This window comes from Mucilaginibacter angelicae, assembly GCF_042434235.1.
In the GTDB taxonomy this organism is placed as follows: domain Bacteria; phylum Bacteroidota; class Bacteroidia; order Sphingobacteriales; family Sphingobacteriaceae; genus Mucilaginibacter; species Mucilaginibacter angelicae.
This window is the reverse complement of record NZ_JBHLTS010000021.1, coordinates 285029-299310: the sequence shown is the minus strand read 5'-3', so window position 1 is coordinate 299310 and position 14282 is coordinate 285029. Positions and strand designations below refer to the sequence as shown.

8 protein-coding genes are annotated in these 14282 nt (G+C 40.5%); 2 read left to right on the top strand and 6 right to left on the bottom strand.

Features of this window, described 5'->3' with window-relative positions; translation table 11 throughout:
• Window positions 1-18: 18 nt before the first annotated feature.
• From ACFFGT_RS10980 to ACFFGT_RS10960, 5 genes are all read right to left on the bottom strand, one after another.
• The gene (locus ACFFGT_RS10980; protein ID WP_377022572.1) at window positions 19-675 is read right to left on the bottom strand and encodes a bifunctional 4-hydroxy-2-oxoglutarate aldolase/2-dehydro-3-deoxy-phosphogluconate aldolase; all 657 of its coding nucleotides are present in this window, start codon (window positions 673-675) and stop codon (window positions 19-21) included.
• A complete protein-coding gene (locus ACFFGT_RS10975) occupies window positions 672-1649 on the bottom strand; it encodes a 2-dehydro-3-deoxygalactonokinase (protein WP_377022571.1) in 978 nt (325 codons plus the stop codon). Before ACFFGT_RS10975 ends, ACFFGT_RS10980 begins: the two co-directional genes overlap by 4 nt.
• Window positions 1633-2937 carry an MFS transporter gene (locus ACFFGT_RS10970; RefSeq protein WP_377022570.1) on the bottom strand — a complete coding sequence of 435 codons (1305 nt, stop codon included), beginning with the start codon at window positions 2935-2937 and terminating at the stop codon, window positions 1633-1635. The genes ACFFGT_RS10975 and ACFFGT_RS10970 overlap by 17 nt, the downstream gene beginning before the upstream one ends.
• Window positions 2931-4079, bottom strand: a complete 1149-nt coding sequence (gene dgoD / locus ACFFGT_RS10965) for a galactonate dehydratase (RefSeq protein ID WP_377022569.1) — start codon at window positions 4077-4079, stop codon at window positions 2931-2933. The genes ACFFGT_RS10970 and dgoD overlap by 7 nt, the downstream gene beginning before the upstream one ends.
• 130 nt (window positions 4080-4209) lie before the next feature.
• A complete protein-coding gene (locus ACFFGT_RS10960; protein ID WP_377022568.1) occupies window positions 4210-5100 on the bottom strand; it encodes a hydroxypyruvate isomerase family protein in 891 nt (296 codons plus the stop codon).
• A gap of 569 nt (window positions 5101-5669) precedes the next feature.
• On the opposite strand from ACFFGT_RS10960, the gene ACFFGT_RS10955 reads away from it, so the two are divergent.
• On the top strand, window positions 5670-6638 hold the full coding sequence (locus ACFFGT_RS10955) for a formylglycine-generating enzyme family protein (protein ID WP_377022567.1): 969 nt from the start codon (window positions 5670-5672) through the stop codon (window positions 6636-6638).
• Window positions 6639-6640: 2 nt separating this feature from the next.
• On the opposite strand, the gene ACFFGT_RS10950 is transcribed toward ACFFGT_RS10955, so the two are convergent.
• A complete protein-coding gene (locus ACFFGT_RS10950) occupies window positions 6641-10756 on the bottom strand; it encodes a hybrid sensor histidine kinase/response regulator transcription factor (protein WP_377022566.1) in 4116 nt (1371 codons plus the stop codon).
• A 391-nt stretch (window positions 10757-11147) separates the two neighbouring features.
• On the opposite strand from ACFFGT_RS10950, the gene ACFFGT_RS10945 reads away from it, so the two are divergent.
• Window positions 11148-14264, top strand: coding sequence for a SusC/RagA family TonB-linked outer membrane protein (locus ACFFGT_RS10945; protein WP_377022565.1), 3117 nt, complete (start codon window positions 11148-11150; stop codon window positions 14262-14264).
• Window positions 14265-14282: the final 18 nt, after the last annotated feature.

Below are 14282 nucleotides of genomic sequence, written 5' to 3'. Positions count from 1 at the left end.
AATAAATCAATTACAAATCTATACGGCTTTGGTATCGAGATACGTTTTATAGCGATCTATGTATAAAGCATAAATTTCCCGCAGTTTATCCCAGTCTTCATTTGCCAGGATATTTTTGGGAAACAGGTGGCTGCCTATTCCAACGGCTTTTGCCCCTGCTGCCAGGTATCCGGTAAAGTTTTCAAGGTTTATTCCGCCGGTTGGTACCAGGCTGATTTGGTTTAACGGGCCCAACACCTCCCTGATATATCCCGTGCCTAAAGTAGTCGCAGGAAATACCTTTACCATTGTTGCACCAAGGCTCCAGGCTTTATATATTTCTGTAGGCGTATAAGCCCCAGGAAAAACAGGTACTTTTCGAGCTGCACAGGTGCTAATAACATCTTCATTTACAATTGGCGTAACAATAAACTGCGCCCCGGCGTTTAGTGCTTTTTCCAGGTCGTTAGCAGTACAAACAGTTCCGGCGCCAATGTTCAATTTATCGCCATGTGTATTAACTAATGAGGCGATAGTTTCTTCTGCACCGGCAGAATTCATTGTAACTTCAAGGCAGGTTAAACCGGACTGGTGATAAATACCGGCAATCCTATCTGTATATTCTCCGGCAATATTCCTCATAATCCCAATAATAGGCATCCGGTTAAAAAGCTCCCATGAAAATTTGTTGTTCATTTCATTATTGTTTTGTAAATTTTATACTGCCCCCGCACAACTGCTTCATCAGCCCGGGTTGCATTAATTTCGTGCATTCTTGATAAAAGTCCCAATTCTTCCAGTGCGCACCGATAGTACTCACCTAAATTTGAACCGCCAACAAGACTAATCTTTTTTATGGCAGAGGTATTCAACTCCTTTAGTTCGGTTCCTATTAACAAGCCGCTCAGATAATCATAGTTTTCCCTGTTGGATAGTTTATTGAACAGGCCATTTGTCCTTACTTTAAAAGCAGCGTTTAATAAGTTAGCATCAATTGCATCATTCACACCCATTTTAAAGCTGGTTGAAGCTTGCGGGTTGGATTGAACGTCATTATTTTCGACACTCAACCTCAATATGCTTTTTTGCGACAGCAGTTCAAAAAACTCCCCGGTCATATAGGTTTTAATATCAACTATCTGATCATTTGATACAAAAATATGTTTAGAATGCGTGCCGGGAAAAATAAACAGTTCATCATCAATTTTCCCTTGTGATGGATCGATACAGCCAATCAGCTGGGTTTCTTCACCCCTTACTACGTCATCATCAGATCGCAGGCCGGAAATAACCACCACATCATGATCAAAATTCCCGTCCGAAGAAATAGCCCTTGTTTTAATATTCATACCATCTGTACCCACCGGCAATTCGCTGTAAGGAATATCAACAAAACCCATGGTAGAAGATGCCATCCCCGAAATAATGAGCTGCACACCGTTTAAGGAACTGCTTGTCTTACTTTCAATTTTTTCGATGTATTTATTAATTATACCCAGGTAAAATGAACGGCGCTCTTCTTCGGGCTTGCCACTCTGTTTCCATAAAGCAAAGGTGGCTGCAATGCCAATATTATCTGTTTCTTCGGCCACTATTTGAAATCCGCTCACATCAATCAGCCGCAATCTGAAGCTGGACGTACCCCAATCACAGCTAAGAAATTGTTTCATTATGCAATAATTTTAAATTTGAATTTTCCTGTTCAGGATTGCCGACATTGCCCACTAAAAACAAGTATGACAGCACACCGCCGAAGGCTAATATTCCTATAAATAGTATTGAAGATGTAAAGCTACCATCTTTAGCTAAATAGCCTATGACCAACGGGACAACTATTGATGACAAGCCACCCATAAAATTAAAAACGCCGCCGGTAAGACCTATAAGGTTTTTGGGCGCAAGTAACGATACAAATACCCAGGCTATTGATGCCAGGCCGTTTCCGAAAAAAGCGATGGTCATGAATAAAATTACCAATGCCGTATTATTAACATAGTTAGCCCCTATGATAAGGGTTGATAGCAGCAAACCAATTATTACAGGCGTTTTACGTGCTTTATTAAATGAAATGCCTTTTTTTATTAAGCGGTCAGAAACTAATCCGGATAATATAACCCCGGCAAATGCAGCTAAAAATGGCATTGAAGATAAAAACCCCGATTTTAAAAAATCAAAGCCGCGATATTTAACCAGGTATGTTGGAAACCAGGTTAAAAAAAACCATAAGGTTGAAGTAACCGCAAACTGACCTAAATAAATGCCCCATAATTTGCGGTTGGTTAATACCTGTTTAAATTCTTTTGTGGTGATTTTTTTTGAGGGGAATTTAACCACCTGGGCATTACTTTTTGTGCCAGGCAATCCGCCATCTGTTGCGGGATCGCGGTAAAAGCAATACCAAACCAGGCTCCAGGCTACGCCAACTATGCCGGTACTAATAAACAAGCCGCGCCAGCCCCAGTAACTTTGAATAACCGCTAAAAGAGGGGTTAAAAACGCGAGCCCTATAAATTGCCCCGAGGTATAAACAGCTATGGCTGATGCCCTTTCACTTTCGGGGAACCAGTTGCTAACAACCCGGTTATTTATGGGGTAAGAGGGTGCCTCGAACATACCTGTGGCCATCCGCAAACCTAATAAAAGATAAAATCCGCGCACAATACCCTGCAACAGGGTTACAACAGACCAGCTGCACAGTGTTATGGCATATAACACGCGGGGGCTTAAACGATCAATAATAATCCCGCCCGGAATTTGGAAGGCGACATACATCCAGCCAAAAGCCGAAAATATCAATCCTATTTGTATGGTGCTTAATTTCAGATCGGTGCTGATCGCAGTAGCCGCTACCGAAATATTGCTGCGGTCCATGTAATTGATAATAACATTTATAAATAAAAAAGCCAATACCCTGAACCTGGCTTTGCTATATTTATTGTTGTTTACCACCGTCACCATTCCGCTACGCTCCCATCCTCATGGCGCCAGAGCGGATTTGTCCAGTTATGCCTTATGGCTGCCATTTTGCGTACATGTTCTTCGTTTATCCCAATACCCAAACCAGGGCCTTCCGGTATATCTACAAACCCATTCTCATACTTAAATACATCTTTATTGGTAATATAATCCAGGATATCGCTCCCTTTATTATAATGGATACCCAGGCTTTGTTCCTGTATAAAAGCATTATGACAAGTGGCGTCTACCTGTAAACAAGCAGCCAGCGCGATAGGGCCAAGCGGGCAATGCGGTGCTGCTGCCACATCAAATGCTTCGGCCATTGATATGATCTTTTTACATTCGGTTATCCCACCGGCATGTGACAGATCTGGCTGGATAATATCAACATAACCATCTTTTAAAAGGGTTTTAAACTGCCATTTAGAGAACATCCGCTCGCCGCAAGCTATTGGAATAGCAGTATGCCTGGCAATTTCACGCATCACTTCGTTATTTTCGGGCAGGGCAGGCTCTTCAATAAACATCGGGCGAAATGCCTCCAATTCCTTAGCCAGGATTTTGGCCATAGGCTTATGTACCCGGCCATGAAAATCAATACCGATGCCCACATAGTTGCCAACAGCTTCGCGTACCGCTGCTATACGGCTAATTGCCTGGTCAATTTTTTCATAGGAGTCTACATATTGCAGTTCTTCGGTGGCATTCATTTGTACCGCACCAAAACCGGCTTTAACCATTTCTTTTGCAGCATTACCCACATCAGCGGGCCTGTCGCCCCCTATCCAGGAATAAACTTTCATTTTATCCCTCGCTTTTCCCCCAAGCAACTGATGCACTGGTGCATTGTAATATTTTCCTTTAATATCCCAGAGCGCTTGATCAATACCCGCAATAGCACTCATTAAAATAGGGCCACCTCTGTAAAAACCACCGCGGTACATTACATTCCAATGGTCTTCTATATTCATTGGGTTTTTACCAATAATATAGGTCATCAGTTCCTCAACAGCGGTTTTAACCGTTGCCGCTTTACCTTCAATAACTGGTTCACCCCAGCCCGTTATGCCTTCATCCGTTTCAATTTTAAGAAATAACCAGCGCGGGGGCACCGTGAACAATTCAAAGCTTTTAATTTTCACTGCAAATGGTTTATATTTTTAATGTAGGCAGCACTCTTGGCAATGCTTATTTAAGGGTCAATATCGATATAATTTCCTGTTCAAGGATGTGGTTTGTTACACAGGCTTTTTTTCACCGGTATTAAAAGCTTTATACATCACAAATTAGTATGCCTTGTTTTAGTGAAGCCAGCTTATCCTCCCTTTTAGGAAGAAATTCCTGGGCTACGTATCCCTTATAACCGGTTTTTAAAATAGCCTGCATTATGGCAGGGTAATACAACTCCTGAGTTTCGTCAATTTCGTTTCTGCCGGGTACGCCGCCGGTGTGGTAATGAGCAATATACTGATGGTTATTAGCAACGGTCCTGATCACATCTCCTTCATCAATTTGCATGTGATAAATATCATAAAGAAGCTTAAAATTCTCAGAACCAACTCTTTTTGCCAGCTCAACTCCCCACGTGGTTTTATCGCATTGATAATCCTTGTGGTTTATTTTGCTGTTTAACAGTTCCATTACCAGTATTACGTTGTGCTTTTCGGCAAGCGGCATTAATTTTTTTAAGCCCTCAGCACAGTTGCCCCAACCTGTTTCGTCACTTTTTCCACGACGGCTGCCGCTAAAACAGATCAGGTTTTTATAACCTGCTTTAGCTACCAAAGGAATCATCTCCGAATAGTTTTTGATCAGTTGTTCGTGAAAAGCCTTATCATTAAAGCCATCTGTTAAATTGATTTCGGCACCATTACACATAGCCGAGTATAAGCCGTATTTTTGAAGGATTGGCCAGTCGGCAGGGCCTACCAGGTCAATGGCCTTAATACCCATATTTTTTGATGCGGAACAAAGCTGATCAAGCGGAATATCAGCATAACACCACCGGCATACCGAATGGTTTATATTGCCTTTTAATTTTTCATCTTCAATTTGTTGCCCGGGTGAATTAATAAAAGAAGTTAAAACGCCAGAAGCGCCAATTGCCGCGGTACCTGCAAGTATGCTTTTTATAGCAGAGCGGCGGTTTTGTGGTGTTGTCATATTAATTAGGTTATTGGTTTAAATATTCAGTTTTTCATTTGTTGTATAGCTGGTACAGTTAAAGTGATGCATACGCCATCAGTTACAGGTACATTTAGCTGCCATATTGATAATTTTATTATTCGGGAATAATAGCTGTGGTTAAAATTGGATCGCAAAGCAAATAACAGCCAAAATGGGGCTTAACAATTGTTCAATTGTGCTTATTTTTAATGCAATCGGTTTTATTTAATACTAAGTACATGTGTAATTGTACTTAGTATCTAATGCCTTATTTTCACTAAACACCGGCATAAAAAACACAGTTCCAATTAGCTTAAAGACATTTATTTACCTTATAATAAATTGATTAATAGTAATTTAACCAACCAACCTTCAACAAAAAACCGCCAGTTAAAACCTGGAATCCGTTAACAAAACAACTGTATTTAAAGCTTTTAATGACCAATATACCTATCTGCTGAGAACTCACCGGCAATTCAAGGGGTGATTTTTTGCCTGATGCCTTTCCTATATTTAGCCAACTATTCAGCGTTGATTAAACGCTTTCAGCCATCTTAATTATTGATATGAAACCTTTATTGATCTCTTTACTTTTCTCCCCGTTGTTTTTTGGGTCCGGCAACCCTTCGGCACAACAAAACACATCTGCAAAAGGCCCAATTGCAGGTAAAGCCTGGGGCCTGCCATTAAATAAAACAGTTGTTTTGCCGATGAGCTGGATCCCGGCGGGGACATTTGTTATGGGCAGTCCGGAAACTGAAGCAGGGCGAAAACCTGATGAAAGCCCTCAAACAACGGTAACTCTAACCAAGGGCTATTGGATAGGCAATACCGAAGTTACGATTGGTGAGTGGAACGCCGTTACAGGGATGAATGTGCGGGATAAGGTCAATAAATTACTGAAAGATACAACCATGTATGATTTTATGGGTAAAAAGATGCTGATAAGGGATTTTATGCATTTTGATAAAAATGATCCGGATAAAGTGCTGGCAAATGAAAACGATGAATTACCTATGTATTTTGTAAACTGGAACGAAGCTATGCAATTTTGCAAAAAGCTTACCAGCCAGGAACGTGCTGCACACAGGCTGCCCGCAGGCTATGAATATACATTGCCAACAGAGGCGCAATGGGAGTATGCCTGCAGGGCTGGTAGTACCGGTGCCACATATTACGGCGCTACCGATACTTTAGCATGGTATGGCGGTAATAGCTTTAAAGGATATAAAGGTAAAGGGTTTGGCAATCCGGTTACCGGTTCGCGCAATGTTGCCGGGAAGCTACCGAATAAATGGGGTATGTATGATATGCTTGGCAATTTATGGGAGTGGTGTTATGACTGGTACGGGCCATATCCCGGCGGAAAGGTAACAGATCCTGTTGGCCCGGCAAGCGGGATCTACCGTGTAAACCGGGGCGGCAGCTTTGGCAGCGGTATCAATGATGAGCGAAGCGCCAACAGGGCAACAAACCCACCTAACGAAGATAGTGCATGGCGTGGCTTTCGGATTGTGCTATCGCCCATAAAATGATATCAATTCACTTTTTTACCGGTTCTGATTTCGCTTAAAAACTGCGAAGGCGTTTTACCGAATTCTTTTTTGAAAGCTTTGGTAAAATAAGATTGCGTTTGTATGCCTACCCGATACATGACATCGGTTAACAAAATATCCTCGTGCGAGATTATGTAAGCTGCTTTTTTCAGTCGAAACGTTCTGACAAATTCGCCAATGGATAGGCCGGAAACCTTTTTTATTTTATTATACAGCTTTGTTTTGCTCATACCCATTTCGCGGCATAACCGATCCACATCCAGATCCGGGTTGCTTAATTGCGCCTCTATTACCTGAACAAGTTGATCCAGAAAACTATTATCGCTTTGCTGGTCTGTGGCTTCATGTGCCTCGATAAAGTAGTTCTTTATATGGCTTTCTTTAAGTGTGCTCTGCTGCCTGAATATGTTATGGATTGAAAGCAACAGCAGGTTTATACTTACTGGTTTTGGGAAATAAAGGTCGGCACCTGACGCTGCGCCTTCAATTTTCGATTCAAGTGCGTCTTTTGCAGAAAGGATAATAAACGGGATCTGGCGGGTTTCCTCATGTGATTTAATTTCCTCGCAAAAATCTATACCGTCCATTCCCGGCATCATCAAATCACTTATGATCATGTCTGGAAATTCATTTTTCACTTTTTCCAGTCCATCTATACCGTTTACGGCTTCTATCACCTCATAAAACTCATCTAAGCTGTGATGAAGAAAGTTTCGCAGTTCGTCATTATCGTCAACAATAAGGATTTTAGGCAACTGCCCCCTTTCAAGCTTTTCTACCTGGCCTGGTTCTGCCGTTTTGTGATTCTGATGTAGAAACGTGCTGATGCTTTCCAATTGTACCCCACCGTTATCAGTATTGTTGATCCATCTTTCGCCGATTGTATAGTCCGCTTTATCAACGGGTATTTTTACAACAAAGTCGGTACCTTTATTTTTCTCGCTATAAGCAATTATACTCCCCTTGTGTATCAGGATAAGGGTTTTTACAAATGCAAGCCCCACTCCCGAACCCATGTGCGTATCCGTAATCCGATAATACCTTTCAAACAAATGATGGATCGAATCATTTGAGATACCTATTCCGTTGTCTGAAACTCTTATATAGATGTATTTTTTTGCACGGTAATTACTATTAACCATCATGGAGTGCTTATACACGGTTTCAAATTCAACCGGATTGGTATAAAGCTCAATAGTTATTTCGCCACCTATATTGGTATACTTATAGGCATTATGTATCAGATTAATAATAATTTTCTCAATTATCTGCCTGTCAAACCATGTCTCCCCAAGATTACGTTGGGTAGTAAGGTGTAGTGTAATATGTTTTTCGGAAACAAGACTTTTGAAATCTTCCGCCACTTCAGCAATAAACTGGTTGAGGTTACCAGGCATTACCTTCAACTTTAATGCTCCGCTTTCTGCTTTTCTAAAATCAAGAAGTTCGTTAATTAATAAAACCAACCTGTTAGCATTACGGTGTATGGTATCATAATACAGGCGAAAAACCTGGCTTTTATCTTCACTCATTATTTTTTCGAGAGGCCCCAGTATTAAACTTAGCGGTGTCCTGAATTCATGTGAAATGTTTGTAAAAAACTGCAATTGAATTTTGTGCATTTCCTCGCGCTTGTTTTCTTCTATCTTTTGCAAATCGAGGTTCTTTTTGAAACGCAGCAAATAATAGCCTACCGTAACACCTGACAATAAGATAATTAACCGGAACCACCATGTTGACCAAAACGGAGGCGAGATACTGATATTAATGTAGGCGCTTTTATTATTCCATATGCCATCATTGTTTGACGCCTTTACATAGAAGGTGTAATCACCCGGACCTAAATTGGTGTAATTTGCTTTCCGTTCAGACGTGTATTGCCAATCCTGATCGAAGTTTTTTAGTTTATACGCGTATTGGTTGTTCTCAGAGGCGGTGTAGTTTAAGATGGCAAAGTCAAATGATAAAGTAGACCGCTTATAATCCAATTTGATTTCATGAGTTAAACTAATATCACTTTTCAGTGGCGATTTATCATCGCCGGGCAGTATGTCTTTATTAAAGATTTGCAAGCCGGTTATGTACACCGGAGCCACAAAATGGTTCACCCTGATATCTTTAGGATAGAAGCGGTTTACACCGTTAATACCGCCAAAGTACATTTCGCCGCTTTTAGTTTTCATGTATGCTCCGGCTTCAAACTCAAGGCCCTGTAAACCATCAGCTACATTATATTTTTTAAACTCGCGTGTATCGGGATTAAATTTAGTGAGGCCGTTTGAGGTACTGATCCACAAAAATCCAAAATCGTCTTCTGTAATTCCCTTTATGAATTCGTTTGATAAGCCACCCTTATTGGTGTAAATGCCAAACTTATTTGTGGTTTGATTAAAAAGGTACAATCCCTCCTGCCCAACCCATGTCCTGCCTTTGCTATCAGTAAATATTACCCTTATATCAGGTGTTTTATCCCCAATTATAAAATAGTGCGTAAATGTCTTTTTAATTAGATTATAGCAGTTCAACCCTCCGTCATCAGTACCTATCCAAAGATTTTTCTCTTTATCCTCATTTAGCGCTATAATGTTATTTCCGTATAAGCTGCTTTTGTCGTTTATCGTATTAGTGAGCCGCTTAAAAACATGAGTTTTCGGATCAAACAGATCCAGCCCTCCATAATATGTTGCCACCCAAAAGTTCCCTTCGCTATCCTGCAGTGTGGTTTGTACATAGTTTGAGCTTATGGAATTAGCTTCGGAAGGTTTATTTACAAAATGGGTAAAAGTGCCCGTTTTCCTGTCCATCAGGTTTAAGCCGCCGCCCCAGGTACCGATCCAAAGGTTCTTATCCTTATCCTCAGTGATGTTTAACACTGCATCTGAGCTGATACTGGTTAAATCGAAAGCGTTGTATTTATAATGTTTAAAATTATTTGTTTGTTCATCGTATTGATTTAGTCCTTCATCATCAGTACCTATCCATATAATTCCTTTACTATCCTCATAAAAAGACTTTACATCGTTATAACTCAAACTGTTTTCATTGGCTCCCTGCTGCAGCAACTTAAACTTTTCGGCAAGTGGCGCATAAAAGTTAACACCACCCCGGTGGGTACCTATCCACAGGTTGTTTTGATTATCCTGAAATAATGATGATACCGTTTTTTGTGACAAGCTGAGGGGGTTACCCGGTTCATTTTGCGCATGCTGAAAACTGTTGCCTAAGGGATTAAAAAAGTCAAGGCTGCCATTAACACCTCCAATCCATATATTTCCTTTGTTATCAACCAATAAGCTTCTTATTAAATTAGTACTGATACTGTACGGCTTTTTGTCGTCATGCAAAAATTGTTTGAAAACATGATCGGCCAGGTTCAGCATTACTAAACCATTGTTTGTAGTCCCCAGCCAGATATTACCCTGATGATCTTCCAGCAGCCTTAACGTTGGGAGGCTTACCTGTAACGCGGGGTTGTTATTCAGATAAAAGCTTGTGTTTACAGTTCCTTTTGTTTTATCGAGCAATCCAACGCCTTTATCTGTAGCTAACCAAAAATTATTTCTGCGGTCTTCAAGAACGCTGTTTACCTCAAAATTGTCAATCCCAAGTTGCTGGCTATTTTTAGGCACAAAAGTTTTGAATTCATTTCTTCCGGCATCAAAAACGCTCAGCCCTCCCCCGTTACTACCAACAATAAGTAATCCTTTTTTAGATCTATAGATACAGTTAATGCTATTACCCGAAATACTTTGATTATTACCAGGATTATGACCGTACCTGGTAAAAGCATTTTTGTAAGCGTCAAAACGGTTTAGTCCGTCGCTGGTACCTATCCACAAATTATGGTTTGCATCTTCATTGATACATTTTATAAAATTATCACTTATGCTATTTTTATTATTAGGATCGTTTTTAAAAACCGTAATCTGATAACCATCATATTTATTTAAACCGTCCCTTGTGCCAAACCAGATAAACCCTTTACTATCCTGGTAAATTGATTCAATAGTACTATTTGATAATCCCTGCCCTATGTTGATATGCTTGAATTTGAGGCTCAGGGTTTGTGCATTGACAGATCCTGCTGGAATAAACAAAATGAATATAACTGATTGCAATAACGGGCGCAGGCGCCTGCGTGTTCGACTATGATTGATTAGCAGCATAATTTCCCGGTGCGGTGAAATGATTGTAGTAATTGGTTATAACAAATTAACGTGCAGATAAAGTTATACATAAAAGAGTAGATGAAAGCTGCGGAAGGGCTTGTTGTATTCTAAATGACCGATTGAACAAAATATATGAATAATAGCACAAATCATATCGTAGTAAATAGTCTTTCATTTGCTTAACCAATTTAAGCGCCCCATTTCGTGCTTCTAATAGATTGCAGGATTTGAATGTGCAGTAACAATTACTGTTATTCAGGCGGAGGCTTCTTTCACTTGGGGAGAACTTTAAGTATAAACCAATTAACCCTAATTTATTATGCAAAATTTTACTTTTTTGTTTAAAAGGCGGTGGCCTTTGCTCTTGTTCTTACAATTATTATTTTCAGTTTCGGTTTTCGCACAACAAAAAACCATTACAGGCAAAGTTACCGGGGCCTCGGGCGAGAGCCTGCCCGGCGTAACCGTTGCTTTGAAAGGCACTCAATCCGGCACGCAGACAGATGCTGACGGAAATTACAAATTAACCGTAAATGGTAAGGGTTCGCTTGTTTTTTCATTTATAGGCTATATAACTAAAGAAGAAGCCATTGATGATCGTGCAAAAATCAATGTCCAGTTAACTGCTGACAACAAATCACTCAATGAGGTTGTTGTACTGGGTTACGGTACATCAAGCAAAAAGGATGTAACCGGCTCCGTTGTTTCAGTAAAAACATCTGATCTTCCACAGGTTGCTCAAACATCCATTAACAATTTGCTACAAGGCCAGGCAGCTGGTTTAACATTGGATACCAGAAGTGCACAACCTGGCGGTGGTTTAACCGTAACCATCCGTGGTGCAATTTCACCGCATGGTGCAAATACCCCGCTTTATATTATCGATGGCGTTCCAATAACAAATAACAATTCGGCAACACCATCTATAAACGATAAAGACCTTGGTTTTTATGGCGGTGTGGATCAGGATCCATTAAGCAGTATCAATCCTTCAGATATTGAAAATGTAACCGTACTTAAAGATGCGAGCGCCACGGCTATATATGGTGCAGCGGCGGCTAACGGTGTAATATTGGTAACTACTAAAAGAGGAAAAAAAGGCAACGCGGTAGTATCCTACAGCGGCAGTTATACTGTACAAAAACCCAAATCGTACTTCAATCTGCTGGATGCAACCGGCTTTGAAACTCAACAGGTAAGGCTGGCACATGATAAATATTTATTTGACAACAGCCTTGCTCCTTATGGCACTAATGATCCTGCTGCTGCACCTGCATTTACACCACTGTTTACGCCAGACCAGATTGCAGCTGCCGGTAAGGGAACAGACTGGCTGGGGTCGATCATTAGAAATGGTTATGTTGATGAACATAATATTTCGGTATCCGGAGGTAACGACAAAACCAAGATCTTCTCGTCAATCAATTACTACGACAATAAGGCTATCCTTCAAAACTCCAATTTCAAGCGTTATTCAGGTCGTGTAAACATTGATCAGCAATTGGGTGAAAGGGTTAAATTTTCATTAAACCTTACTTTCAGTCAAATAAACAGCAACAACGCATCAACGGGAAGTAATAGCGGTGGTGCCGAGAAATACAATCAGCTGCAAGCGGCCTACTCTTTTGCACCTAACCTCAGCGTTTTTAATAGTGATGGTTCATATACCAAAAGTTATGACAACATTATCACCAACCCGGCAGCTTTTTTAATCATACAAAACAATACAAATACCAACCGTTTTATGGCATCGCCAAATCTTGAAGTAAAGATAACTGATGATTTAAAATGGAATACGGTAGTAGGTATTGACAAGCAAACCAGCGAACTGCAATTTTTCCTGCCGGTAAAAGCACAAAACTACCAGTTGCCTACAGGTATGGCACAGCTAACCAATAACCATATTCAAAACTATAGCGCAGAATCATTTTTCACCTATAACAAAAGGATAAACAGTGATAACAACTTTTCCATCGTTGGTGGTGTTGGCTACTATAAAAGCTCAAATGAAGGTTATGGTTTGGAAGCTGTTGGTTTCCCAACGGATGCACTTGGGTTTTATAATGTAGGTTTAGCCAGCGATAAGGACAAAAGCTTTGATTTCTCTAATCGCGACCGTGATTTAATTAAAGTTTCGGGTTATTTCAGGGCAAATTACTCTTACAAAAATAAATACCTGTTAACAATAACCGGTCGTGAAGACGGTGAAAGCTACTTTGCAACCAACAAGCAATTCGGTTTCTTCCCGGGTGCATCATTGGGATGGAGAATAAACCAGGAGGATTTTCTAAAAAACTCGAAAGTTATTTCATCACTGAAGCTGCGTGCAGGCTACGGTACATCAGGTAACTCACCGCTTTTAGGTTCGGGTGCATTACCGCTTTACGGATCGGCAGGCCCAATATTCGTGATAGGCAGTACCTACTATCCGGGCATCGGCATTACCCAGATTGCCAATGATAATTTAAAATGGGAAACCGACAAAACAATCAACTTTGGTTTAGATTACGGTTTCTTTAACGACCGTTTAACAGGCTCGTTAGATGTATTTCAAAAAACAGCGTCAGGCCTTATAGATTACGACCCCCTGCCTGTAAATAATGAGGTTGGACAAGTGGTTACCAACATCGGTTCAACCCGCAGCCGCGGTATCGAGTTTTCGATATTATCGCAAAACGTAAGAAGCGATAACTTTAACTGGACAACCAATTTCAATATATCAGCCTATAAAAACTTCTGGGTTTCAAGAAACCCTGAAACACCTTTGGCATCATACATCGGCTATAAAGACCCGATAAGAGAAGTATACGGCTGGCAAACTGCCGGCATCATCCACAATAAAAGTGAAATCCCATCATACATGCCAAATGCAAACCTGGGTAACATTATTTACAAGGATCAAAACGGCGATGGAAAATTAGATGTGAGCGATGTAGTTAAGTTAGGCAACCCTGACCCTAAGTTTTCACTTGGCTTTGGCAACACGTTTACCTATAAAAACTTCGATCTGTACGTATTTATGTATGGCAGCTTTGGCATGTACGAGGTAAATAATTATGGTGCATTTTATGATCCTGCTGTAATTAACGAATCAACAAGGCCTCATAACACGTTGGCGGGTGCTGCAAATATATTCTCGGCCGATAATCCAAATGGAATTTATCCGGGTTACGCGGCTAATGCTTATACCGGAAATAACCCAAGCCAGACAAATAATTTTTACGGGCAGAAGACTAACTTCCTGCGGTTAAAGAATATAACCCTGGGCTACAAATTGCCTATACATGATAAATTCATCAAAACCCTAAGGTTTTTTGCCGATGCACAAAACCTGGCCATCATAACCAATTACAAAGGATACGATCCTGAATATACCGAAACAAACCCTTACCCACTGGCAACATCAATTACGTTTGGGGTAAACGCTACTTTTTAAAATTTTAAACGCTAAATA

Bases quoted from the DNA above. Each gene is read 5' to 3' on its own strand.
- ACFFGT_RS10955 (WP_377022567.1), top strand. From the start codon at position 5,670: ATGAAACCTTTATTGATCTCTTTACTTTTCTCCCCGTTGTTTTTTGGG.
- ACFFGT_RS10975 (WP_377022571.1), bottom strand. From the start codon at position 1,649: ATGAAACAATTTCTTAGCTGTGATTGGGGTACGTCCAGCTTCAGATTG.
- ACFFGT_RS10980 (WP_377022572.1), bottom strand. From the start codon at position 675: ATGAACAACAAATTTTCATGGGAGCTTTTTAACCGGATGCCTATTATT.
- ACFFGT_RS10970 (WP_377022570.1), bottom strand. From the start codon at position 2,937: ATGGTGACGGTGGTAAACAACAATAAATATAGCAAAGCCAGGTTCAGG.
- ACFFGT_RS10960 (WP_377022568.1), bottom strand. From the start codon at position 5,100: ATGACAACACCACAAAACCGCCGCTCTGCTATAAAAAGCATACTTGCA.
- ACFFGT_RS10945 (WP_377022565.1), top strand. From the start codon at position 11,148: ATGCAAAATTTTACTTTTTTGTTTAAAAGGCGGTGGCCTTTGCTCTTG.